The organism is Curtobacterium sp. VKM Ac-2852 (assembly GCF_013205045.1).
GTDB classification, from domain to species: Bacteria; Actinomycetota; Actinomycetes; order Actinomycetales; family Microbacteriaceae; genus Curtobacterium; species Curtobacterium flaccumfaciens.
The window spans coordinates 23,226-44,898 of sequence record NZ_JABMLI010000004.1; the positions used below are offsets into that span (position 1 = coordinate 23,226).

26 protein-coding genes are annotated in these 21,673 nt (G+C 70.8%); 12 read left to right on the forward strand and 14 right to left on the reverse strand.

Going from position 1 to position 21,673, the window contains the following annotated elements; translation table 11 throughout:
* Positions 1-4: 4 nt before the first annotated feature.
* Positions 5-571 (reverse strand): TetR/AcrR family transcriptional regulator, encoded by a 567-nt coding sequence (locus tag HQQ79_RS15170; protein ID WP_214526451.1) that lies wholly within the window; start codon positions 569-571, stop codon positions 5-7.
* 78 nt (positions 572-649) lie between these two features.
* Here HQQ79_RS15170 and HQQ79_RS15175 point away from each other — a divergent pair, with 78 nt between their 5' ends.
* The 5 genes from HQQ79_RS15175 to HQQ79_RS15195 all read left to right on the forward strand — a co-directional run bounded on the left by HQQ79_RS15175 (position 650) and on the right by HQQ79_RS15195 (position 6,296).
* Positions 650-1,585: a ketopantoate reductase family protein gene (locus HQQ79_RS15175; protein WP_173035409.1), complete on the forward strand. Its 936-nt coding sequence runs from the start codon at positions 650-652 to the stop codon at positions 1,583-1,585.
* 116 nt (positions 1,586-1,701) lie between these two features.
* Complete coding sequence (locus tag HQQ79_RS15180) at positions 1,702-2,874, forward strand: ROK family transcriptional regulator (RefSeq protein ID WP_173035411.1); 1,173 nt, start codon at positions 1,702-1,704, stop codon at positions 2,872-2,874.
* A 147-nt stretch (positions 2,875-3,021) separates the two neighbouring features.
* Complete coding sequence (locus HQQ79_RS15185; RefSeq protein ID WP_111033134.1) at positions 3,022-4,137, forward strand: sugar ABC transporter substrate-binding protein; 1,116 nt, start codon at positions 3,022-3,024, stop codon at positions 4,135-4,137.
* Positions 4,138-4,266: 129 nt separating this feature from the next.
* Positions 4,267-5,031 carry an ATP-binding cassette domain-containing protein gene (locus HQQ79_RS15190; RefSeq protein ID WP_111038920.1) on the forward strand — a complete coding sequence of 255 codons (765 nt, stop codon included), beginning with the start codon at positions 4,267-4,269 and terminating at the stop codon, positions 5,029-5,031.
* Positions 5,028-6,296 (forward strand): sugar ABC transporter permease, encoded by a 1,269-nt coding sequence (locus HQQ79_RS15195; protein ID WP_138802952.1) that lies wholly within the window; start codon positions 5,028-5,030, stop codon positions 6,294-6,296. The genes HQQ79_RS15190 and HQQ79_RS15195 overlap by 4 nt, the downstream gene beginning before the upstream one ends.
* A gap of 188 nt (positions 6,297-6,484) precedes the next feature.
* On the opposite strand, the gene HQQ79_RS15200 is transcribed toward HQQ79_RS15195, so the two are convergent.
* The 5 genes from HQQ79_RS15200 to HQQ79_RS15220 all read right to left on the reverse strand — a co-directional run bounded on the left by HQQ79_RS15200 (position 6,485) and on the right by HQQ79_RS15220 (position 10,450).
* Positions 6,485-7,492: an SPFH domain-containing protein gene (locus HQQ79_RS15200; protein ID WP_214523964.1), complete on the reverse strand. Its 1,008-nt coding sequence runs from the start codon at positions 7,490-7,492 to the stop codon at positions 6,485-6,487.
* 221 nt (positions 7,493-7,713) lie between these two features.
* A complete protein-coding gene (locus HQQ79_RS18750) occupies positions 7,714-8,547 on the reverse strand; it encodes an acyl-CoA thioester hydrolase/BAAT C-terminal domain-containing protein (protein ID WP_173035413.1) in 834 nt (277 codons plus the stop codon).
* Positions 8,548-8,569: 22 nt separating this feature from the next.
* Positions 8,570-8,938, reverse strand: a complete 369-nt coding sequence (locus tag HQQ79_RS15210) for an SdpI family protein (protein ID WP_173035415.1) — start codon at positions 8,936-8,938, stop codon at positions 8,570-8,572.
* A gap of 49 nt (positions 8,939-8,987) precedes the next feature.
* On the reverse strand, positions 8,988-9,587 hold the full coding sequence (locus HQQ79_RS15215) for a hypothetical protein (protein ID WP_173035417.1): 600 nt from the start codon (positions 9,585-9,587) through the stop codon (positions 8,988-8,990).
* The gene (locus tag HQQ79_RS15220) at positions 9,584-10,450 is read right to left on the reverse strand and encodes an SMP-30/gluconolactonase/LRE family protein (RefSeq protein WP_173035419.1); all 867 of its coding nucleotides are present in this window, start codon (positions 10,448-10,450) and stop codon (positions 9,584-9,586) included. Before HQQ79_RS15220 ends, HQQ79_RS15215 begins: the two co-directional genes overlap by 4 nt.
* Before the next feature lie 70 nt (positions 10,451-10,520).
* Between HQQ79_RS15220 and HQQ79_RS15225 the strand changes: the two genes are divergently transcribed.
* The 3 genes from HQQ79_RS15225 to HQQ79_RS15235 all read left to right on the forward strand — a co-directional run bounded on the left by HQQ79_RS15225 (position 10,521) and on the right by HQQ79_RS15235 (position 12,322).
* Positions 10,521-10,913 carry a VOC family protein gene (locus tag HQQ79_RS15225; protein WP_173035421.1) on the forward strand — a complete coding sequence of 131 codons (393 nt, stop codon included), beginning with the start codon at positions 10,521-10,523 and terminating at the stop codon, positions 10,911-10,913.
* A gap of 63 nt (positions 10,914-10,976) precedes the next feature.
* The gene (locus HQQ79_RS15230; protein ID WP_173035423.1) at positions 10,977-12,026 is read left to right on the forward strand and encodes an LLM class flavin-dependent oxidoreductase; all 1,050 of its coding nucleotides are present in this window, start codon (positions 10,977-10,979) and stop codon (positions 12,024-12,026) included.
* Between the two features lie 95 nt (positions 12,027-12,121).
* Complete coding sequence (locus HQQ79_RS15235) at positions 12,122-12,322, forward strand: hypothetical protein (protein WP_173035425.1); 201 nt, start codon at positions 12,122-12,124, stop codon at positions 12,320-12,322.
* A gap of 406 nt (positions 12,323-12,728) precedes the next feature.
* Here the strand turns inward: HQQ79_RS15235 and HQQ79_RS15240 are convergent, their stop codons facing one another.
* The 4 genes from HQQ79_RS15240 to HQQ79_RS15255 form a co-directional block, all read right to left on the reverse strand.
* Entirely contained in the window at positions 12,729-13,943 is a 1,215-nt protein-coding gene (locus HQQ79_RS15240; RefSeq protein ID WP_027464806.1) for a glycosyl transferase, read from the reverse strand.
* Positions 13,940-14,752, reverse strand: a complete 813-nt coding sequence (locus HQQ79_RS15245) for an HAD-IIB family hydrolase (protein ID WP_173035427.1) — start codon at positions 14,750-14,752, stop codon at positions 13,940-13,942. Before HQQ79_RS15245 ends, HQQ79_RS15240 begins: the two co-directional genes overlap by 4 nt.
* A 173-nt stretch (positions 14,753-14,925) precedes the next feature.
* Positions 14,926-15,996, reverse strand: a complete 1,071-nt coding sequence (locus tag HQQ79_RS15250) for a magnesium and cobalt transport protein CorA (protein WP_173035980.1) — start codon at positions 15,994-15,996, stop codon at positions 14,926-14,928.
* A 239-nt stretch (positions 15,997-16,235) separates the two neighbouring features.
* Positions 16,236-16,799 carry a hypothetical protein gene (locus HQQ79_RS15255; protein WP_173035431.1) on the reverse strand — a complete coding sequence of 188 codons (564 nt, stop codon included), beginning with the start codon at positions 16,797-16,799 and terminating at the stop codon, positions 16,236-16,238.
* Between the two features lie 99 nt (positions 16,800-16,898).
* Between HQQ79_RS15255 and HQQ79_RS15260 the strand changes: the two genes are divergently transcribed.
* Together HQQ79_RS15260 and HQQ79_RS15265 are read left to right on the forward strand one after the other, a co-directional pair.
* On the forward strand, positions 16,899-17,594 hold the full coding sequence (locus tag HQQ79_RS15260) for a YafY family protein (RefSeq protein WP_110859310.1): 696 nt from the start codon (positions 16,899-16,901) through the stop codon (positions 17,592-17,594).
* A gap of 96 nt (positions 17,595-17,690) precedes the next feature.
* Positions 17,691-18,065, forward strand: a complete 375-nt coding sequence (locus HQQ79_RS15265; protein ID WP_173035432.1) for a VOC family protein — start codon at positions 17,691-17,693, stop codon at positions 18,063-18,065.
* 10 nt (positions 18,066-18,075) lie between these two features.
* Here HQQ79_RS15265 and HQQ79_RS15270 read toward each other — a convergent pair whose 3' ends face one another.
* A complete protein-coding gene (locus tag HQQ79_RS15270; protein ID WP_173035433.1) occupies positions 18,076-18,471 on the reverse strand; it encodes a MerR family transcriptional regulator in 396 nt (131 codons plus the stop codon).
* A gap of 55 nt (positions 18,472-18,526) precedes the next feature.
* On the opposite strand from HQQ79_RS15270, the gene HQQ79_RS15275 reads away from it, so the two are divergent.
* Positions 18,527-19,237, forward strand: a complete 711-nt coding sequence (locus HQQ79_RS15275) for an SDR family oxidoreductase (protein ID WP_173035435.1) — start codon at positions 18,527-18,529, stop codon at positions 19,235-19,237.
* Positions 19,238-19,247: 10 nt separating this feature from the next.
* Here HQQ79_RS15275 and HQQ79_RS15280 read toward each other — a convergent pair whose 3' ends face one another.
* From HQQ79_RS15280 to HQQ79_RS15290, 3 genes are read right to left on the reverse strand one after another with little or no spacing between them, the layout of a single operon-like run.
* Positions 19,248-19,388, reverse strand: a complete 141-nt coding sequence (locus tag HQQ79_RS15280) for a hypothetical protein (RefSeq protein WP_173035437.1) — start codon at positions 19,386-19,388, stop codon at positions 19,248-19,250.
* A 21-nt stretch (positions 19,389-19,409) separates the two neighbouring features.
* Positions 19,410-19,748, reverse strand: a complete 339-nt coding sequence (locus HQQ79_RS15285; protein ID WP_173035439.1) for an ASCH domain-containing protein — start codon at positions 19,746-19,748, stop codon at positions 19,410-19,412.
* A gap of 57 nt (positions 19,749-19,805) precedes the next feature.
* Positions 19,806-20,996, reverse strand: a complete 1,191-nt coding sequence (locus HQQ79_RS15290; protein WP_173035441.1) for an FAD-dependent monooxygenase — start codon at positions 20,994-20,996, stop codon at positions 19,806-19,808.
* A 55-nt stretch (positions 20,997-21,051) separates the two neighbouring features.
* Between HQQ79_RS15290 and HQQ79_RS15295 the strand changes: the two genes are divergently transcribed.
* Positions 21,052-21,534 carry a MarR family winged helix-turn-helix transcriptional regulator gene (locus HQQ79_RS15295; RefSeq protein ID WP_027464797.1) on the forward strand — a complete coding sequence of 161 codons (483 nt, stop codon included), beginning with the start codon at positions 21,052-21,054 and terminating at the stop codon, positions 21,532-21,534.
* Positions 21,535-21,673 lie beyond the last annotated feature (139 nt).

The window sequence follows — 21,673 nt, forward strand, 5'->3', positions numbered from 1 at the left end:
CGGATCAGCGGGTCCGGAGCCCTCGGGAGACCAGGTCGGCGGCAGCACGGGCTTCCACCGCCCACCCTGGGCGATCGATCCCGGCCCCGATGCCGTGCAGCAGCATGAGCACCGTCCCGGGGGCGACGTCGGACCGGATCGTCCCGTCACCTGCCGCGCGCGCCATCAGCTCGGCGAGTGTCCGCTCCAGGTCGCCCCCACCCTCGGCCTGCGTGGTGGCGTCGACCACGGCGGCGAGGGTGCGGGCGAGCGCCGCGTGGTCGACCACGTACTCCACGAACCCGCGCAGGAAGTCGTCGAGGCTCTCAGCCGCTGGCCGCGTCGAGTCACGAGCACGCTGGCAGAGGACATCGACCTCGCCCCGGTAGACCGCCGCCGCCAGCGCTTCACGCGTCGGGAAGTGTCGGTAGAGCGTGCCGACACCGACGCCGGCGCGTCCGGCGAAGTCGTCGAAGCGCAGCTGCTCGTCACGCTCGAACGCCGTCCGGGCAGCGGCCACGATCGCGTCGCGGTTCCGACGGGCGTCGGCGCGCATCGGCTTCGCGGCAGGCAGGGGTTCCTCGACCGGCACGGAGCCTCCTTGACAAGTGGAAACAATCTCCATATCTTCCAAGTGGAGATCGTCTCCAGACTAGCGGACAGGAGCCTGATGCGGATCCTCATGCTCGGACGGGGCGTCATCGCCACGATCTACGGCCAGGCCTTCCAGCACTCCGGGCACCAGGTCGACCACCTGGTGCGGCCCGGGCGCGCTGCCGAGTACGGCGACAGCGTGCAGACCGACGTCATCGACGGCCGCCGCGGACCCCTGGGTCGGCGGATCCGATCGACGTCGCCGACGCGACTGGTCGAGTCGATCGACACGGACGAAGCGTACGACCTCGTCGTCCTCAGCGTCGGCCACCACCGACTGCAGGAGGCCGTGGCCACCCTGGCACCCCACATCGGCAACGCCACGGTGCTGGTCCTCGGCAACGTGTGGGACGAACCCCTCGCCGCGGTCGCACCGCTCGCCGCGGACCGGGTGCTGTTCGGGTTCCCGGGCGCCGGCGGCGGGTTCGACGCCGACGGGGTCCTGCACGGTGCCGTCCTCCGTTCGGTCCGGCTCGGGACGACGGGTGCGGCTCCGGATCGGCGGGAGCTGGTGCGGTCGGTGTTCCAGCGGGCGGGGTTCACCGTGCAGGACGAGGACGACATCCGGGGGTGGCTGTGGCTGCACTTCGTGCTCGACGCCGGCATGTTCGCGCGGGGCCTGCAGAGCGGTGGCCTGGCGACGATGGTCGGGGATCGGCAGGCGCTCCGCGAGGCGTTCCTGATCGGTCGGGAACTCCTGCCGGTCCTGGAGGCACGGGGCGTCGACCTCGCTCGGCACCGCTCCACGACGCTGCCCGTCCGACGCCCGGGGGTGACGGCCGCCGTGGTGGCCGCGGCCACGGCGCTCGTCCCGATCGCGCGTGCGAGCCTCGCCGCACACGACGACCCGGCCGCCGCCGAACCCCTGGCGGTCCTCGCGGACGTCCGGCGCACCGCCGAGACCCTGGGCATCCCGACCCCGCGCCTCGACCGCGCGGCGCGACGCGCCTGACGGCGGCAGCGGCCCCCGGACGCGACCACCCACGGCCTGGAGGCGCGGCGCCAGCTGGCACCGCGCCTCCAGGCCGTCACGGCGAGCGTTCCGGACCCGCCCGTTACGCTGTCCCCGTGTCAGAGCCGCGCCGCAGTCCGGGGAACCAAGCTTCACTGCGTGAAGCCAACCGGGGCCGGGTCGTCAGCGCGGTGAAGCGGCACGGCGGGCTGACGCAGGTCGAGCTCGCCGGGGTGACCGGACTCTCCCCCGCGACCGTCTCGAACATCGTCAAGGAACTCGTCGCGACCGGAGCCCTGCACGCGACGCCGAGCACCTCGAGCGGCCGTCGGGCGCTCCGCGTGACCCTGCCGCACGGCCTCGGGCTGGTCGCCGGGGTGCACGTCTCGCCGCGGCACCTGCGGCTGGCGCTGTCGGACCTGAACGGCGCCGTCCTGGCCGAGCGGCACATGCCCCTGGCCCGTGACCACCGCGCCGACGCCGAGCTCGACAAGACCGCGCTGCTCGTGCTGGACATGGTGGAGTCCATCGAGTCGTCGATGGACGAGGTGCTCGCCGTCGGCCTCGCCGTGGCCGCCCCGATCGACGCCCGCACCGGGATGACGGCGCGCGGCGGGATCCTGCGGGGTTGGGACGGCATCGCGCTCGGCCAGTCGCTCGCCCGGCGGATGGACAAGCCCGTGCAGGTCGACAACTCGGCCAACCTCGCCGCCCTGGCGGAACACCGGAGCGGGGCGGCCCGCGGCCGCGACACCGTGGTGACGCTCGACGTCGGCAACGGCATCGGCGCCGGACTCGTGCTGGGCGGGCACCTGTTCCGTGGGCACCACGGCATCGCCGGCGAGTTCGGGCACACCCCCGTCCTGCCGAACGGACCCCTGTGCCGGTGCGGCAACCGCGGGTGCCTCGAGGCGATCGCCGGCGCACCCGCCGTGCTCGAGGGCGTCCGCGACGAGGCCGGCACCCTCAAGCTGGCGGACCTGATCCTGCGCGCGATGGGCGGCGACCAGGTCTGCATGCGCGCCGTGGCCGACGCCGGGCGGGCGATCGGTTCGGCGGCGGTGGGGCTCTGCAACGTCCTCGACCCGGAGCGGGTGGTGGTCACGGGCGAGTTCGCACGGGCCGGGGAACTCCTGCTCGGCCCGATGCGGCACGCCCTCGAGTCGTCGTTGATCGTCGACGTGGACGGCACGCCGGACGTGGTGCAGGGGCAGCTCGGCGAGAAGGCCTCGGTGACCGGCGCGCTGGCCCTGGCGATCGAAGCCGTGGACGTGACGCGCGCACGATAGGCGCGGGCGAGCCGGCGCCCCGCGCCCTCCGGATAACGTTTTCGTCACGGCGCGCGGTCCTTGCGTTCAACTCTTGCAGCCAAGAACGCTCGCTGTCACACTCAGGGCACCGCCGATGGGGGCGGTCCACTGTTGGAGGACGTTTCAATGAAGAAATCCACCACACGAGCGATGCTGGGCGTCAGCGCCCTGCTGCTCGCGATCACCACCCTGGCGGGCTGTTCCAACGGCGCGGACGCCGGGACCGGTTCCGGCGGAGGCGGCGGGGACGCGTCGAAGGCCAAGATCGGCCTGCTCCTGCCCGACTCCGTCACCGCCCGCTACGCCAGCGCCGACCGGCCGCTCTTCACCGCCGAGGTGAAGAAGCAGTGCAGCGGCTGCTCGGTCATCTACGCGAACGCCGACGGCGACGCGTCGAAGCAGCTGCAGCAGGCCCAGTCGATGCTCACGCAGGGCGTCAAGGTCCTGGTCCTCGACCCGTTCGACGGCGAGGCCGCAGCGTCCATCGTCCAGCAGGCGAAGGCCAAGAAGGTGCCGGTGATCTCCTACGACCGGCTCATCAACAGCCCCGACCTGAGCTACTACATCTCGTTCGACAACGAGAAGGTCGGTGAGCTGCAGGGCCAGGCCCTGGTCGACGCCCTCAAGGCGAAGAAGGTCCCGGAGGGCTCGGGCATCATCATGGTGAACGGCTCCCCCACCGACAACAACGCCTCGCAGTTCAAGAAGGGCGCGCACTCGGTCATCGACGACAGCGGCTACAAGGTGCTCGCCGAGTACGACACCCCCGGATGGGACCCGGCCAAGGCGCAGGACTGGGCAGCCGGTCAGATCAGCAAGCTCGGCAAGGACAAGATCACCGGCGTCTACGCGGCGAACGACGACACCGGCGGCGGCGTCATCGCGGCCCTGAAGTCGGCCGGTGTCACCGAGCTCCCGCCCGTCACCGGGCAGGACGCGTCGCTCGCGGGCATCCAGCGGATCCTCGCCGGTGAGCAGTACATGACCGTCTACAAGGCCTTCAAGCCCGAGGCGTCGAAGGCCGCCGACCTGGCGATCCAGTTCGCGAAGGGTGAGACCCCGAAGGGCGACACCACCGTCGACACCGCCGGGGGCGCCAGCGTCCAGTCGACGCTGCTCGACCCGGTCGCCGTCACCACGGACAACGTCCAGTCGACGGTCGTCAAGGACGGCCTGTACGAGGTGTCGAAGATCTGCACCGCGCAGTACAAGGCAGCCTGCGACAGCGCCGGCATCAAGTAGGTCCGACCCCCTCTGCCCGCCCGGTCCGACTGCGGACCGGGCGGGCCTCACCGATCGAGGACGACACCCGTGAGCACGACACCCGTGAGCAACGCGTCACCAGCAGCACACCCCTCCGCCGACCCGGTGATGTCCCTGCGCGGGATCACCAAGCGGTTCGGCGCCGTCCAGGCCCTCAGCGACATCGACTTCGACGTCTACCCGGGCGAGGTGGTCGCCATCGTCGGCGACAACGGCGCCGGCAAGTCGACGTTCGTGAAGATCCTCGCCGGGGTCTACACGCCCGACGGCGGCACGATCACCTTCGGCGGCGACGAGGTCACCGTCCCGAACCCCGCGGCGGCCCAGACCCTCGGCATCGCCACGGTGTTCCAGGACCTCGCCCTCGCCGACAACCTCGACGTGGTCTCGAACCTGTTCCTCGGGCGCGAGATCGCCCACCCGTTCCTGGACGAAGAGGAGATGGAGCGCCGCTCGTGGGAGCTCCTCCAGCAGCTCGCCGCCCGGATCCCGTCGGTGCGGATCCCGATCGCGTCGCTGTCCGGTGGGCAGCGGCAGACCGTGGCGATCGCCCGCTCGCTGATCGGGGACCCGCAGGTGGTCGTCCTCGACGAGCCCACCGCCGCACTCGGTGTCGCACAGACCGCCGAGGTCCTGAACCTCGTCGAACGCCTGCGCGAGCGCGGACTCGGCGTCGTCCTCATCAGCCACAACCTCGCGGACGTGCAGGCGGTCGCCGACCGGGTCGCGGTCCTGCGACTCGGCCGCAACAACGGCACGTTCCGAATCGACGACGTCTCCTACGAGGAGATCATCGCGGCCATCACCGGTGCCACCGACAACGCCGTCACCCGTCGCGCCGCCGCCCGCACCGAGCAGGAGACCTCCGCATGAGCAAGACCGACGAGACCCTCACCGCAGCGACCCCGACTCCTTCGGCCGCGGACCTGCAGGACGAGCGGCTCCTGCGTGACGCCGGGCTCGGCGGCGCGGCGAAGGCGTTCGTCCGACGGGTCCGCGGCGGTGACATCGGCTCGCTGCCGGTGGTCGTCGGGCTCATCGTCATCTGGGCGGTGTTCCAGGCGCTCTCCCCCGACTTCCTGTCCCCGGGCAACCTGGTCAACCTCGCCCTGCAGTGCGCCGCGGTCGGCACCATCGCGATCGGCATCGTCCTCGTGCTGCTGCTCGGCGAGATCGACCTGTCCGTCGGCAGCGTCAGCGGGCTCTCCGCCGCGATCCTCGGCCAGGGCCTCACGACGCTCGGTTGGCCGCTGTGGCTCGTGCTCACCGTCGCCCTGGCCGTCGGTGCCGCGGCCGGCCTGCTCTACGGCCTGCTGTTCACCCGCTTCGGGGTGCCGAGCTTCGTCATCACGCTCGCCGGTCTGCTCGGGTTCCTCGGGCTGCAGCTGCTCATCCTCGGGCCGAACGGCTCGATCAACCTGCCGTACGACTCACCGATCGTGCAGTTCGCCTCGGCCTCGTACCTGCCGCCGTGGCTCGCGTACCTGCTGGCCGTCCTGGCCGCCGGAGGACTCTTCTTCACCGAGGTCCGTCGTGCTGCCCGCCGCCGCCGTGCCGGGCTGTCGACCGGAGCGATGTCGCTGACCATCGTGAAGGCAGTCGCCCTGTTCCTCGGCCTCGCGCTGATGGTCTGGTACCTGTCGCGCGACTTCGGCACCGGCACCTCGTTCGTGTTCTTCGTCGTGCTGGTCGTGCTGATGAACTTCGTACTCAAGCGCACCCGCTGGGGCCGCTCGGTCTTCGCGGTCGGCGGCAACGTCGAGGCCGCACGGCGCTCCGGCATCCGGGTGAACCGCATCTACATCTCGGTGTTCATGCTGACCTCGCTCTTCGCCACCGTCGGCGGCATCCTCGCCGCGGCCCGCCTCAACTCGGCGAGCCTGTCGTCCGGCGCCGGAGACACGAACCTCAACGCGATCGCCGCAGCCGTCATCGGCGGGACCAGCCTGTTCGGTGGCCGTGGCAGCGCCTGGTCGGCGCTGCTCGGCATCATCGTGATCCAGTCGATCTCGAACGGGCTCACCCTGCTGAGCCTCGACTCGTCGATCCGCTACATGATCACCGGCGCGGTCCTGCTTCTGGCCGTCATCATCGACTCGCTCTCGCGGCGCAGCCGCGCCAGTCACGGCGCGGCCTGAGCGGGGCCCTGGACGCCGCCACACCGACGGACGGGAGGCCCGTTGCCAGCTGGCACCGTGCCTCCCGTCCGTCGCGGTGCGCGTCCCGGATCCGGAAGACGCCGTCGTGTTCTCCCGACGCCGCCCCGTGCGCGAGACGCCTCCGAAAACGGAGGCGTCTCGGCGACTGGGCGGCGTCTCGGTGCGCGCTACTTGCTCTTCGAACCCGAGGTGCCCGGCAGGCTGAGGATGTTGTCGGTGCCCTGCGGCACGACGATGAGCGAGCCGTTGTCGCCGGCGCTCTTGAGCGCCTCGATCTCGCGCTGCTTGAGGGCGGCGTCGGAGAGCGGGTGCTCGTTGAGGACCTCGTTGGCGTCGGCCTGACCCTGTGCCTCGGCGACCTGCTGCTGCGCCTGCACCTTCTTGGCGTCCAGGAGCGCGCGCTCCTTCGTGACCTGGATCTGCGCCTGCTGCGCGGTGGCGTAGGCGTCGATGACCGACTTCGGCGGCGTGATCTCCTGCAGGGCGAAGTTGTCGACGTGCACGCCCGAGCCCTTCCACCGCTTCTCGAGCGCCTGGATCATCGCCTTCTCGACGGTGCCGCGCTTGGTGATCAGCTCGATGGTGGTGAAGTCGTTCGGCACCTGGCGCACGACACTGCGCACCGAGTTGCCGATGAACTGCGTCTTGAAGTTCTCCTCGGTCTTGTACGACCGGTAGATGTCGGTGACCGACTTCGCGTCGATGCTGTACTGCAGGTTGAGGCTGACGTTCGACGAGACGCCGTCCTGGTCCTGCACCGTGACGTACGGGCCGGAGCGGACGTTGCCGTTGTTGTCCGAGTCGGAGCCGTTGACCGCGTTGATGTAGGTGACGGTCTGGTTGCGGATGTTGAACGTGTGCAGCGTGGCCCACGGCGCCTTGAAGTGGAACCCGGAGTCCGTGCTCTGCCCGACGATGTTGCCGGAGATGTCCACCTGCACCTTCGACTCACCCGTGTCCTGCGCGTACAGGGTGCTGCCGAGCGTGAGCCCGACGAACAGGACGCCGGCGGCGGCCGCGGTCCACGTCGCGATGAGGTTCGGGCGGCGGGTCGGGACGGCGGGGCGTGCTTCGCGACCGGGCGTGGCCGGGCGTGCGGGGGTGGAGTAGGTGCGTGTTCGGAAGAAGAGCGCGACGAGCGCGATGACGAGGAAGACGATGGCGGCGACGAACATGACGATCACTCCTGGATGCTTGTCCGTGCAGTCTGCCGTACCCGGAGGGGTGCGGGTGACGCGGGTGCGCGGGGTCCGTGTCGTCTGGTGCGCGTGTCGTCTGGCGTCCGTGTCGTCTGGTGTCCGTGTCGTCTGGTGCGAGGTTGCGCACCTGGTGCGACCCTCGATGGCTCGCACCAGGAGTGCAACCTCGCACCGAGCGGCAGCGGGCGGCCCCCGGGTCAGCTTGAGGGACTGATGCAGTCGTGGGCCAAGGCGGCCCGGATCGCCTCGAGTGCCATCGCCCCGAGCGCAGCGTCGGCGGCCGCGGTACCGCCGCGCACCATCGGGGTCCCTCCGGCCACGACCGTCTCGGTCGGCAGGACCGCCCGGTGCCCTGCGTCCCGATCGATGACCACGGTCGTGGTGTGCCCGGCCGCGGCCCGCCGAGCTGCGACGCGGCGAGCGCTCTGGGCGCTCGGCCAGACCTGGTCGTCCTCACCGGCGATCAGGACGAGCTGCTGTATCCGCTCGACGGGTACCGCCGCTGCCCGAACCCGGTCCGGGGCGGCCTCGTACGAACGCTCGTAGAGCGATCGGAAGCGCGGTGGTTCTCCCCGCCGCCAGGTGTCCCACGCCAACGGCACGTGCGGCAGTGGCGATCCGTCGAGGGTCCAGTGCGATCGTTCCACGCCCCCGCCGTCCGGCCAGGGCCACACCACGTCGGTGGGTGCGAACGCGATGACGCCCGCGACCGAGGGGCGGTGCGCGCCGAGGACCAGCGCGGCCTCGGCGCCGAGGGAGGTCCCGACGAGCCAGACACGGTCGCAGCTCCGCTCGAGTTCGTCGATGCGGGCGAGGAAGAGCTCGAGCGGGACGGCCCACGGTCCCGGTTGCTGGCCGGCTCCTCCGAACCACCGGATCGACTCAGCGATGTGCCCGAGTCCGGCGAAGACCCGCGCGCGGTCCTCGTCGACCCGCCCGCTCGACCCGGCGAGCACCAGGACGCCGGTCCCAGATCCGACGGGCGGGACGAACCGAACGCCTTCAGGGTCCTTCAGACCGATTCGCTGCACGAGACCAGCATGACCCCTCCGATCACCCGTCGCGAGGAACGCTGTTCGCAGCGCGTGACGCCGACACCGCACCGGCGACGAGCGCGGCCAGCGTGCTCACCAGTGACAGGCCGAGCAGCACAACGTAGAGGACCGGGGTGAGCGGCGCCGGGACGGAGACGATCGCCACGATCGCGGACGTGATCAGCAACGGCCGCATGACCCGGTGCGCGGCGAGGTGCCCAGCGCGCCAGGCCACGTCGCTCCGCATGAGTGACGGCAGCCGGATGCCCGCTGCGCGGTTCCGCCCCAGGCCGTCTGCAGCGATCGACACGATGCCCCAGATCGCCGCGTCGACGATGAGCACGAGCACGGCGCACCCGATCGCCGCCCACCAACCCGGACTGTCCATCTCGGCCTCCCCTCACCACGCTAACGCGGTGGAGGCAGCGCGCACGAGGTCAGGAGACGGGCGCCCCGACCCGATCTAGCACGGCCAGGACTCGGCGGCTTCGACGCACGCCGATCACCGTCGCGACAGTGACGAACACCGCGACGACGGCGATGAACACCAGGAACGCCCAACCCCAACCGAGCGTCGTGGCCGAGGCGCCGCCGAGTCCCAACAGGCTCAGCCCGGTGCCGATCAGGGTCGGGGCCGAGATTCGGGTGGAGCGTCGCTGCCACGCGAGCATCGCCCGCACGAGCGGCACGGCCTCGGGCGCCACCGGTGCCCGCCCGCTGACCTGTCGGGTCACGGACTTGCGCTCCGCCGGGGTGAGCGCGCCGAGCGGCTGTTCCGGCGTCTCGACGAGGTAGGGCAGCAGCCTGCGGTGGCGTCGAGCACGGACCCATGCGGTCACCGCAACGACCGTTCCGGCGACGGCGAGGAGGAACCAGATCAGCGTTGTGAGCCGGAAGGCGGCGGGGGCAGTGGCGGCCACCCAGAGAACCGACATTGCGGCGAGTCCCGCCTGCTGCGACATGACGCCCACGGTCGGCCCGTGCTCGACGAGGTACTCCGCACGACGCGTCGCCTCGGCGAGGTCGCTCGGGTTCACCACCCCGGCACCTCGACCCGGACCGAACTGATCCGGCCGGCACGCGTCTGCGCCGTCACGGCCGGGTCGTAGCTGTCGGCGGTCGCCAGGTAGAGGGTGCGACCGTCCTCGCCACCGAGCGCACAGTCGATCGCGCAGTCCCCGGGTGCGTCGATGCGGTCCGTCACCTCGCCGCCCTCGACGACCCGCAGGAACTCCCCCGTGTCGACCGAGCAGACCCAGATCGCGCCGTCACGGTCGACGGTGCTGCCGTCCGGGGTCACGCCGCCGGGCAGGGCTGCCCACTCGCGACGTCCGGTCAGCGAGCCGTCGTCCTCGATGTCGAAGGCGGTGAGGCGGCCACCCCACGTCTCGCTGACCACCAGTGTCCGGGTGCCGGGCAGGATGTTGGCGCTGTTCGGGAACACCAGGCCCTCGGCGGCGAGGCGGACCGAGCCGTCAGGGTCGATCACGTAGAGCGAGCCGGGGCGCAGTTCCTCGCCCGCGTACAGGTCGTAGCCGAAGGCACCGATGTAGGTCCGGCCGGTCTGGGCGTCGACGACCAGGTCGTTCACGAGCGACGACTCGATCGTGGACAGGTCGGCGAACACCGAGGTGCTGCCGTCCGGGTCGACGGCGACGACCGTGCGGGACTCCATCGAGCTGACGATCAACCGCCCGTCGGCGAGCCACCCGAGCCCCGACGACTGCCCGTCGACGGTGGCCTCGAGCCGGGGGCCGTCGGTCGAGGACGGGTCGACCGAGAACACCTCGCCGGTGTGCATGTCCGAGTACCAGAGCCGCCCGTCGTGCCAGCGGTTCCCCTCCGGGAACCGGATGCCGGAGATGACGATGTCGGTCGCGGAGCCCAGGGTGATGTGCACCGGTCCAGCCTGCCAGCGGGACCGGGAAGCTGCCCGGACGGATGCCGTGACGGCGGCCTAGGGTCGTCCCATGCCGGGTCGTCACCTCATCCACCACCTGGGCGTCTTCGCCAGCGACTTCGCCGCGAGCGACGCGTTCTACACCGCCGCCCTCGCGCCCCTCGGCATCGGAGCGGGCTACCGCACGGACGCCGTCGCCGAGTTCTGGCAGCACGGGGACGACACCCCGAGCGTCTCGCTCGAGACCGCCCGATCCCCCGAGGCGACGACGCGCGGACTCCACCTGGCGTTCGAGGCCGGGTCACGGAGCGAGGTGGACGCCTTCCACCGCGAAGCCGTCGCCGCCGGCGGCGTGTCACGGCACGAGCCGCGCTACTGGCCGGAGTACCACGCGTACACCGCGTTCGTGTCCGACCCGGACGGCAACAACGTCGAGGCCCTGGTCAAGGAGACCGGTGACTGAGCCGGCGGCTGCACAACGGTCATCAACGGACGAACGGCACGACGCATCTGGCACGATCGACCCATGCCCCTCGACGGAACTCCCCTGCACCGGCTCGGCTTCCTGACGATCGGGTCGTTCGACCCCGCACGACCGTCCGAGGGCCACGAGGACACCCTGCGCGTGATCGAGCGCGCCGAGGCCCTGGGCTTCGACAGCGCCTGGCTGCGCCACCGGCACCTGCAGCACGGCATCTCCTCCCCTGTCGCGCTGCTGGCCGCCGCCTCGCAGCGCACCTCGCGCATCGACCTCGGCACCGCCGTCACCCCGATCGGCGCGGAGAACCCGTTCCGCCTGGCGGAGGACCTCAGCACGGTCGACGTCCTGCTCGGCGGACGCCTGAACCCGGGGTTCTCGGTCGGCATGCCGATGAACTTCGACCTGTACCGCGAAGCGATCTACCCCGACACCCTGGAGCACGAGGACCTCGGCAACGACCGGCTCCTGCGCTTCCGTGCCCTGGTGCGCGGTGACCCGGTGACGGCCACCGAGACCGTCGAACGCCGCGGCATCGAGGAGTTCGCGAGCACCGTCCAGCCGCACAGCGACGGCCTGGCCGAACGGATCTGGTACGGCACCGGCAGCACGAAGTCGGCCGTGTGGGCGGGTGAGAACGGCTTCCACCTGCTCACCTCGAGCGTCACCCGCAGCGAGAACGGCACCGACTTCGCCACGAACCAGCGCGCTCAGATCGACGCCTACCTCGACGTCCACCCCGACCCCGCTGCAGCCCGCGTCTCGCAGGGCCTGGTCGTCATCCCGACCGACACCGCGACCGCCGAGCAAGAGGCCCGCTACCGCGCCTACGTCGACAGCCGCTCGGGTCGCGTCGGCGTGCCGATGGGCCCCGCCGGGATGCTCTTCGCCGCCGACCTGGTGGCCACCTCGGCCGAGATCGCGGACCGGCTGCGTGCCGACGTCGGCTACCAGGCGGTCACCGAGGTCGCCTTCGCGCTCCCGTTCTCGTTCGAGCCGGACGACTACGCGCAGATCATCACGGACATCGCCGAGCGGCTGGGTCCGGAACTCGGCTGGGCGCCGAGATCCGACGGGTGGGACCCGCAGCACGGATGACGAGTCGGCAGATTGCACCGGTGGTGGTCACGACACTCGATGTCGGGCAAGATCAACGCGAGGGTCATCAGCACCCGTCGACTCTGGGGGGTCACATGCACGACCAGCGTCCCGAAGAACCGGTCCGACAGCACTCGACCGACTTCCTCCCCGGGGTCAGCGGCAACCCGGTCGCCCCGTTCCAGCGAAGCCATCGACCGGGTAGCGCGCCGATCCGGAACGACTGGATCTTCTTCGTCCCCATCGGCGGTGTGGTCGTCCTCGGGGTCGTCGCGTACGTCATCTGGGGCTCGTGATGCGGCTCCGGGTGGGGTTCGCAGAGTCAGAGCCCGGCAGCACGCCGACGATCGAACACGATGAACGGCTCCTCCGGACCTTCCGGCACACCGCGAGCCGACTGTTGTTCTGGGGGTGCGTGCTGTGTGCGCTCGGCGGCGTCTCGATCGGCTGGTCAGTAGTCGGCCCGATCCGCCTGACGGGGCTGGCTCTGGCGGGCTTCTTCGTCCTCGTGGGCTCGGGCTTCCTCGTCCTGCGGGGCCGAGTGATCCGACGGGCTCGGCCTGCCGTGGCGGCCGCGCAGGGTCGCATCGACCGTTTCCGATCATGGCAACGCTCGCAGCCAGGGTGGGTCCCCCTCGACGCCCTGCGCCGGTCCGGTCGTTGACGGCATCCTCGATGCCGCCACCGGGTCGAGTGACCCCGTCAGTCCTGCTGGTCCGCCTCCACCGCGTCCCGCAGCCGGTCGAGCACGTCCGGCACCGCTGAGCGCACCCGGCTCCAGCTCGGGATGAACGGCTTGTCGTTCGGCCGCGCCGTGAAGGCGCCGCCGGCGTCGAGGATCGCCTTGGTGAAGAGCTCCACCGCGGCTTCCTCGGCGTGCTGGTCGAACGCGAGCCCGCTCATCTCGGCTTCGTGCCGGTACACCTCGACGATGTCGAGCGCGTTCCGGTAGTACGTCGCCTTGAGCACGCGGAACGAGTCGGACGTGAGCGGGACGCCCATGGTCGCGAGCTTCCGGAGCAGCGACTGCACGATGTCGTTGCCCATCCGGGCGAGGCCGCCGGTGCCGTCGGCCTCGGCGAGGGGCTGGTGCTTGTGGTCGTACGCGTCGGCGATCTCCACCTGGCACACCTGCCGGGTCGCGTAGTCGCGGTACACCTCGGACAGCATGCCGATCTCGAGTCCCCAGTCGCCGGGGATCTTCAGGCCGTTCAGCACGTGGGCACGCATCGCGAACTCGCCGGACAGCGGGTACCGGAAGCTGCTCAGGTACTCCAGGTACTCGGACTCCCCGTAGACCTGGCGGAGCGAGCGGAGCAGCGGCCCGACGAGCAGCCGCGCGGCGCGGCCGTTGATCCGACCGTCGGCGACGCGGGCGTAGTAGCCCTTCGAGAACTCGTAGTCGAACGCGGGGTTCGCGACCGGGTAGAACAGCCGGGCGAGCATGCCCCGCTCGTAGGTGGTGATGTCGCAGTCGTGCAGGGCGATGCAGTCCGCCCGCTCCGACGCCAGGGCGTACCCGGTGCAGTACCAGACGTTGCGGCCCTTGCCCGGCTCCCCCGGTGCCAGCCCCGCGCGCTCCAGTTCGGCGTCGAGCTCGCGCAGCCGCGGCCCGTCGTTCCACAGGATCCGGTGCCGCTGCGGCAGCCGCGAGAAGAACTCGCGGGCGTGCTCGAACTGGGAGCGGTCAGCCCGGTCGAGCCCGATCACGATCTCGCTGAGCCAGTCGGCCTCGGCCAGCTCGTCGACGATCCGCGACAGGGCCGGACGCTCGAGCTCGGAGTACAGCGCCGGCAGGATCAGGCTCATCGGGCGTTTCTCGGCGAAGCCCCGCAGGTCCTCCTCGAGGCTCGCGGTGCTGCGGCGACCGAGGTCGTGGAACGTCGTGATGACGCCGTTCTGGTGGAAGTCGCTCATCGATGGCTCCTGACGGACGGGGTGGTGAACCGGGTGAGGCCCTCGGTCCAGCCCTGCGGGCCGGGGGCGATCGTGCGGTGGACGCGCTCGGGGCGGTCGTCCGCGAGTGGTCCGGGTGCCGGGCCGTGCCCGCGGACCACGACGGCGAAGTCGACCGCGTCGAGCAACGCGGTGTCGTTCGGGCCGTCACCGAGTCCGATCGTGCGCGGGATGGTCCCCGTCCGACGCTCGCGGTCGGCGATCAGCGTCCGGACCGCCGCGCCCTTGTCGCGGCCCGCCGGCAGCACGTGCCAGAACCGGCCTCCCCGCACCAGGTCGAGGCCGACCGCGGCGAGCGCCGCGCGGAACGCGTCCGCCCGGTCGTCGTCCTCGGCGTGCCAGAGCAGCACCTCGGACGCCTCGCGCTGCTGCGCGCGTCCGGCCGCTTCGAGGTCGAGGCCGGTCCACGCGGCGACGACCGCGTCGGTCACGCCACCGAAGGTCTCGAACCGCAGATGCAGTGCCCGGCGGACGCGGGCGAGTTCGGCGTGCAGCCGCTCGAGGTCGCCGTCGACCGGTCCGACCAGCACGTCGCCCGCCGGTCCGACCACGACCGCGCCGTTCTCCGCCACGAACGCGCGCCCGTCGAGCCCGGTGCGCGCCTGCAGCGCCGTGACCTCGGCACGCGTCTTGCTGCTGCAGAACACCACGGGGACGTCGTCCGCCCGCAGCTGTTCCAACATCGGCAGGGCCGCGTCGAACGAGTAGTCGTGGTGGTCGAGGAACGTCCCGTCGAGGTCCGTGACGATCATCAGGTCGGGTGTTGGCATCGTGCTCCGCTGGCGGCTGGCTGGGCTGCGGGCGACGATGCCCCGGACCACCCTGCCACGCGCATGCGTCGGTTGGGTGAACAAGCCGGCGCCGGTCGCGCGACGCGACCAGCGGACGGACTGGAGGCACGGTGCCAGCTGGCACCGCGCCTCCAGTCCGTCATCACGCACGCTCAGAGCCAGTGCCGCCGCTTGAACACCGCCCACAGCACGACCGCCAGCAGGACCATCGCGACGATCGCCGCCGGGTACCCCCACGCCCACCGCAGCTCGGGCATGTGCTCGAAGTTCATGCCGTAGATCGACGCCACCAACGTGGGAGCGAACAGGATGGCTGCCCACGACGAGATCTTCTTCACCTCTTCGCCCTGCTCCATCGACGCCCGAGCCAGCCGCCGGCTCTCCTCCCCCTGCGCCAGGCTCGCGCTGGTCATCCGGCGCATCGCGTCGTTCTGCTCCTGCGTCACCAGGGTCGAGTGCAGCGTGAGGGCGTTCTCGAGCAGCGTCCGGAACGTGTCCACCCGCTCGGTGACGCGGATCGCGTGGTCGAGGACGTTCCGGAGCTGGTTCTGCACCTCGGTGTCCGTGCCGTACTTCTCGGCACCGCGCAGCAACGCGTTGAGCATCCCGGGCAGCGGCCCGATCGCGCGCTGGAACCCGATGACCTCACTGAGCAGCTGGTAGATCCGCCGCGAGGACGCCGGGTCGACGTCACCGTCGAACAGGTCGTCCTCGATGTCGTCGATGTCGTCCTGCAGCCCGGCGACGACCGGGGCGTAGCTGTCGATGACCTCGTCGAGGACCGCGCAGAGCACCGCCTCGGACCCGCGCCCCAGGGCGTCCGGGTCGGCTTCGAGTCGCTTCCGCACGTCGGCGAGGTTCGGCCGTTCCGCCTGCCGGACGGTGACGACGAAGTCGCGCCCGGTGAACAGGTGCACCTCACCGAACTCGACCGTCTCCTCGTCCTCGTCGTACCAGGCGGGTCGCAGCACCACGAACAGGGTGTCGCCGTACCGCTCGAGCTTCGCCCGCTGGTGCCCCTTGTGCGCGTCCTCGACGGCGAGCGGGTGCAACCCGAACTCGTCCGCGACGGAGGCCAGTTCGTTGGCGGTCGGTCGGAACAGCCCGATCCAGGCCATCGCGCCCCACCCGGCGGCGGCGAGCGCTTCGTACGTGCGCCCGAGGTCCGCGGGCGAGTCCGTCCTCGTTCCGTTGACGTAGATGCCGTTGTCGATGAGGGCCACCGGTGTCCTCCTGGTTCTGTGGTGCATGCGGGCAACCTGCCGAGCATGCCGGACCGCCGACGGCGCGAGCGCTTCCCTGACGGACCCCTCACGCTGCGCGCCGGATTCCTGTCGGAGTCCTGACACGCCCTGGGCGCGACCCCGGGACGGACTGGAGGCACGGTGCCAGCTGGCACCGTGCCTCCAGTCCGTCAGCCGTTGCGTTCAGAACCGCCGGCAGCCGGATCCGCTCGTTGCGTTCAGGGGACGTCCTCGCCGAAGGCGAGCAGCGTCCACGGCTCCAGGTCGTGCATCCCGACGCTGGTCTCCCGCTCGGTACGATCCGGCCGGAACTCTCGCTTGACGTAGTCGACGAGATCATCGCCGTAGATGACCACGTCCGTCTGGTACACCGAGAAGACCGGCGCCCCGCTGCCGACCGGCGCGGCAGGCAGGTAGCGGTGCGAGTACAACGGCACCAGCTGCGGCCACCGCAGCAGGTGCCGCTCGGCCACCTCGAGACGCTGCGACTCATCGCTGGGTCGCTCGCCCCACGACCCGGGCCAGAAGGCGTCGTGACGGACGTCGAACAGGACGCCCTCGACCGGCCACCGGATCGCCCGTCGCAGCCGTTCGTCGTTCCGAGCGCGCCAATCGAACCAGCCGTCCCCGCTCGGCACTGCGAGGGAGAGCAGGGCACGATGGTCCGCGCCGAACCGGACGCCGTACCGACGCTCGGCCCGGGCCAGTTCCCGTTCGGACAACCCGCGTTCGAGCGCAACGCCGAACGTCCGGAGGAGTTCGACGGTCAGGGCTGCAGACACCCCCGCAGCCTAGGCGGACGGATGCGAACCCCACGAGCACGTGGCAGACGAGACGGCGTGGATCTGACGGAACATCGGCACGACAGCGAAGATGGCCAGGTGAATCGCACCGATCGGCTCTACGGCCTCGTGGAGGAGTTGCGCGCCGTCTCCCCGCAACCGCGGAGCGCGCGTCGTCTCGCGGAGCGGTTCGAGGTGTCGGTCCGGACCATCGAACGGGACATCTCCGCGTTGCAGCAATCGGGTGTGCCCATCTGGGCGGAGCCCGGCCGGACGGGTGGGTACGTCATCGACGCGTCCGCGACGCTCGGTCCGGCGGGCTTCACGCCGGATGAAGCCCTCGCGGTGCTGATCGGGCTCGGCTCGCTGGGGCGGAGTCCATTCCGGCACGCGGCACACACCGCGGCCAGGAAGACGCTCGCGGTGATGCCCGCCGGGGATGCAGCACGAGCCAGCGCGCTGGCCTCCCGGGTGCACTTCCTGGAGGACGACGAGGACACGGTCGTCCCGGCCGAGTTCGCGGCGGCCCTGCGTGCCGATCGAGTCGTGCGACTCCGGTACCGGGACGCCGACGGAGCGGAGTCCGTCCGGGACGTCGAACCGCTGGGGTCGATCGGGAAGGACGGTCAGTGGTACCTGATCGCCTGGTGCCGGATGCGCGACGGGGTGCGGGCGTTCCGGGGCGACCGGATGCTGTCGGTCGAGGTCACCGACGAGCGGCCCGCGCAGCGCGTCCTGCGATCCGAGGACCTCGCGATCCAGTACGGACGACTCCGGCCGGTCCTCGACGAGTAGCTGCGCCGTCGGTTTCCGGAAACACCGACAGGACGGTGTCGCGACGGCCGGTGAAGCTGGTGCCTCCGAGTCAGCAGCACCACCGTGAGGAACCCCATGTCGTTCGCATCCGTCCGCATCATCACCGACGACCTCGAAGGCATGGTCGCCTTCTACGAGCGGATCACCCGCCAGCCGGCCGAGCGCCCCGCACCGGTCTTCGCGCAGTTCAGCGGCCCGGGTGGGACCCTCGCGATCGCCAGCACCGCCACGGTCGCCATGCTCGGCGGCGCGCTGACGCCGGCCACGAACCGTTCCGTGCTCATCGAGTTCGAGGTCGCCGACGTCGACGGCGAGTTCGCCGGACTGCAGCTCGGCAGCGACGACGTCGTCCTGGAGCCGACCACGATGCCGTGGGGCAACCGCTCCGCACTGGTCCGCGACCCGGACGGCAACGTCGTCAACCTGTTCAGCAGGCCCGCCGCCAGCTAGTCGGGGGTGCTCAGGCGGCGGCGGCGTTCGCCGACGAGCGGCACTCCTCCGGCGGCCGCCCCGCGATGGACTCCGCCGCGATGTCGCGGAGCCGCGCGAGGCGGTCGTGGGTGGCACCGAGGGCCTCGATCTGGCGTCGGATGCGATCGCTCTCCTCGTCGAAGTGGTCGAGCATCGTCCGCGTCGCGACCCCGGTGTCGAGGAAGGGCAGGATCTCGACGATCCGACGACTCGGCATGCCCGCCGCGTAGAGCATCTGCATGAAGCGCACCCGCGCGACATCGGGCTCGCGGTACTCCCGGTGTCCGCCCGTGGTCCGCTCGGACTCGAGGAGGCCCTGTTCCTCGTAGTACCGCAGCGACCGGACGCTGACGCCGGCCCGTTCTGCGAGTTCACCGATCCGCATCGTTCTGTCCCTCGGGCTTGATTCTCACGTTGACGTCAGGTTCTACCGTAGCGGCATGAACCTCTCTGGAGCCACTGCCCTCGTCACCGGCACGAACCGCGGTATCGGACGCCACCTCGCCGCACAGCTGATCGCACGCGGGGCGAAGGTCTACGCCACGGCCCGACGCCCCGAACTGATCGACCTCGAGGGAGTCGAGCGCCTCGCCCTCGACATCACCTCCCCCGCGTCGGTCGCAGCGGCCGCCGCGGTCGCCACCGACGTCGATCTCCTGGTCAACAACGCCGGGATCGCGACCACGGCGACCCTGCTGGGCGATCTGGACGCAGCGCACGCCGACATGGACACGAACGTCTGGGGCACCCTGTCCGTGATCCGCGCGTTCGCGCCGGTCCTGGCGGCGAACGGCGGTGGGGGCATCGTGAACATCGCCTCGGGTGCCTCCTGGCTCGCCATGCCCGGAGCCTCCGCCTACGCGGTGTCGAAGGCCGCCCTGTGGAACATGGGCAACGCGTTGCGTCACGAGCTGGCCGGCCAAGGAACCACGGTGATGTCCGTGCACCTCGGAGTGGCCGACACCGACATGACCGCGGGGATCTCGATGGCCAAGACCGACCCGGCGGACGTGGCGCGCGCGACCCTGGACGGGGTCGAGCGCGGCGACTACGAGGTCGTCGTCGACGAGCAGACCGCGTTGATCAAGCAGATGCTCGCCGGCCGCCCCGAGGAGCTGTACGCCGTGGTGACGCAGATGCTCGCGTCGTAGGAGCCGGGCTTCACGCAGCCTTCGGCACGGCCGCCAGCGTGCGGCCGTGTCGTGCTGCCTGCTCTTCAGCACCGACCCGCAGCTCGTCGGCCAGCTCCGTGAACTGGTCGAGGGCGGGGTTCACCCCGACGAGCGTGAACTCACGCGTCACCACGTCGAGGTCGGGCTGCGACTACTGAGACGGCCCGGTCGTGAGTTCGGCCACCTCGACGACCGCATCGTCCGGCATCTCGGGGTAGTAGTTCTCACGAAGCTGCTGACCGAAGAGCCGCATGTCCGTCTCCGGCGGCTGATGCGCCTGTTCTGCCGTGAGGGTGTCGAGCCGGTACCGGTGCACGGCGGTGATCGTGCCGGCCACCGGTTCGGCGGTCGGGTGATCGTCGAACACGAACGTCGCCGCGCCGACCTGCACGGACTCGTTCCACCGCACGGTGGTGACCTTCTCGCCGCGGATGATCGCTTCGTGGTGCTTCTGGTGGAAGTGGACGGTCCCTGGGGCTGTGTCGACCATGCTCCCAGCTTGCCGCACGTCACGCGCAGTGAGCGCGCCCGATCCCGCGCTGAGGACTCAGCGATCGAGGAGGACCGGCAACTCGCGATCGGTCTCGGCGACCTGGGTGAGCTTCATGGCGACAGGTCGGAGCGGCCGTGACATCAGCACCTTGTTCAGGAGCCCGCGGAGCGCGAGCGCGAGTCGGGACTGCGGGTACGCCAGGGCCTTGAGTCCGCGAGGGAGGTCCTGCACATCATCGACCAGCGGGCGCATCCATGTCTCGTACGCGGTCAGCGCTGCCTCCTGGTCCTTCGTCGCGTCTGCGAGCTCTGCGGCCAGGACGTACCCGGCGGTGAGCGCGAGTGAGGCACCGCCGCCACCCATCGGCGTGACGCACCATCCGGCGTCACCGGCCATCACGACGTGGCCGCGGTGCCAGGTCCGCATCCGGATCTGCTGGAGCTGGTCGATGTAGACGTCCGGGGACGTGTCGAGCGCGTCCAGGACCCGCGGCGCCTCCCACCCGACTCCGTCGTACCTGCGCCGCACCGCCGCCAGTGTCTGCTCACGAGTCAGACCGATGACGTCGTCCCCGGGAGAGTAGGCGAGGATCGCGCGCGTGGTGCCGTACGGGTCGGGTCGCAGGTGGACCTGGCGTCCGCGGACGGCGTTGTGCCACCGCCACCGGTCGTCATCGCCGTCGGTCCGCGGGATGGTCCCGAAGACCATGGTGACGTCGAGGTCGCGCTGGTCGACGTCGTCCTCGTCGAAGACCATCGCACGGGTCCGGGACCGCACACCCTCGGCGATGACGAACAGGTCCGCGCGGAGGCGCTGTCCCTTCGCGGTCGTCACGGTGACTCCCGCAGCGTCGTCGTCGACGTCCGACACGGTGTCCCCGTAGACGAAGGAGACGCCGGGCGGCAGGTTGTCGAGGATCGTCCGAGCCAGGTCGCCGCGCAGGATCTCGAGTTCCGCCGTCGCACCGCCGGCTCCGTCAGAGGGCAGTTCGGCGGTGACGGCCCCTCGCCCGTCGACGAGGACGGTGCCCGTCTCGGTGGTGTTCCGTGCCTTCACGGCGTCGAACAAGCCCATCTTGCGAAGCACGTCGCGCGCGACGCCTCGAACATCAACGTTCTGTCCGCCGTCACGGAACGCAGCGGCGCGTTCGATGACGGTCACGTCCCATCCGGTCCGGCGGAGCCAGTAGGCGGTCGACAGGCCAGCGATACTGGCTCCTGAGATGACAGCGGTGCGGTTTGCCATGGTGTTCCTCCGTTGCGAGCTTTACAGTAAAGATACTACACAGTAAAGGAATCTGATGGACGACGTGTTCGAGATGGAGTGGGACGCACCCCAGGTCGAGGTGATGGAAGCGCTCCAGACGTGGGCCGTGGCGTTCGCCGAGCTCAACCAGCTGATGTCCTCGTGGCTCGACCTGCCGACCACGGACGCGAACGCCCTCGGACAGGTGCTCTGGGCCGACTCATCCGGGGACCCGCTGTCACCCGCACGGCTCGGGCAGCGGATCGGTATGACCTCCGGCTCCGTGACGGTGCTGCTGAACCGCTTGGAGGCGGCCGGTCTGCTCGCACGCAGCCGCGAGCACACCGACCGGCGCCGGGTGACGCTCCGTCCGACACCGGCTGCGCGGGAACGTGCGCGGGCGTTCACGGAGCGATCGACCGCCGAGATCGCTGCCGCCCTGCAAGAGGTGCCTGCAGCAGAGCTCGAGCACCACGCCGCGTTCATCCGCCGCATGGTCGGTGCCGCGTCGGACGCCGCGGACCGGCTCCGCGGGTAGACGCCGTCGAGGTTGCCCGGTCGACCACCGCACGGCATGGATGCGGCGGCCGGCAGCACCGTCCGGTCACCCCCAGGTCAAGGGCTGTTCACCCGCTGCCGCTACCTCTGCTTGTCGGACCGCCGCCCGAGGGTCCCGA

Bases quoted from the DNA above. Each gene is read 5' to 3' on its own strand.
- HQQ79_RS15210 (WP_173035415.1), bottom strand. From the start codon at position 8,938: ATGGACAGTCCGGGTTGGTGGGCGGCGATCGGGTGCGCCGTGCTCGTG.
- HQQ79_RS15225 (WP_173035421.1), top strand. From the start codon at position 10,521: ATGCCGGGTCGTCACCTCATCCACCACCTGGGCGTCTTCGCCAGCGAC.
- HQQ79_RS15195 (WP_138802952.1), top strand. From the start codon at position 5,028: ATGAGCAAGACCGACGAGACCCTCACCGCAGCGACCCCGACTCCTTCG.
- HQQ79_RS15240 (WP_027464806.1), bottom strand. From the start codon at position 13,943: ATGAGCGACTTCCACCAGAACGGCGTCATCACGACGTTCCACGACCTC.
- HQQ79_RS15275 (WP_173035435.1), top strand. From the start codon at position 18,527: ATGAACCTCTCTGGAGCCACTGCCCTCGTCACCGGCACGAACCGCGGT.
- HQQ79_RS15295 (WP_027464797.1), top strand. From the start codon at position 21,052: ATGGACGACGTGTTCGAGATGGAGTGGGACGCACCCCAGGTCGAGGTG.
- HQQ79_RS15190 (WP_111038920.1), top strand. From the start codon at position 4,267: ATGTCCCTGCGCGGGATCACCAAGCGGTTCGGCGCCGTCCAGGCCCTC.
- HQQ79_RS15175 (WP_173035409.1), top strand. From the start codon at position 650: ATGCGGATCCTCATGCTCGGACGGGGCGTCATCGCCACGATCTACGGC.
- HQQ79_RS15200 (WP_214523964.1), bottom strand. From the start codon at position 7,492: ATGTTCGTCGCCGCCATCGTCTTCCTCGTCATCGCGCTCGTCGCGCTC.
- HQQ79_RS15270 (WP_173035433.1), bottom strand. From the start codon at position 18,471: ATGCGGATCGGTGAACTCGCAGAACGGGCCGGCGTCAGCGTCCGGTCG.
- HQQ79_RS15265 (WP_173035432.1), top strand. From the start codon at position 17,691: ATGTCGTTCGCATCCGTCCGCATCATCACCGACGACCTCGAAGGCATG.
- HQQ79_RS15290 (WP_173035441.1), bottom strand. From the start codon at position 20,996: ATGGCAAACCGCACCGCTGTCATCTCAGGAGCCAGTATCGCTGGCCTG.
- HQQ79_RS15245 (WP_173035427.1), bottom strand. From the start codon at position 14,752: ATGCCAACACCCGACCTGATGATCGTCACGGACCTCGACGGGACGTTC.
- HQQ79_RS15230 (WP_173035423.1), top strand. From the start codon at position 10,977: ATGCCCCTCGACGGAACTCCCCTGCACCGGCTCGGCTTCCTGACGATC.
- HQQ79_RS15185 (WP_111033134.1), top strand. From the start codon at position 3,022: ATGAAGAAATCCACCACACGAGCGATGCTGGGCGTCAGCGCCCTGCTG.
- HQQ79_RS15285 (WP_173035439.1), bottom strand. From the start codon at position 19,748: ATGGTCGACACAGCCCCAGGGACCGTCCACTTCCACCAGAAGCACCAC.
- HQQ79_RS15235 (WP_173035425.1), top strand. From the start codon at position 12,122: ATGCACGACCAGCGTCCCGAAGAACCGGTCCGACAGCACTCGACCGAC.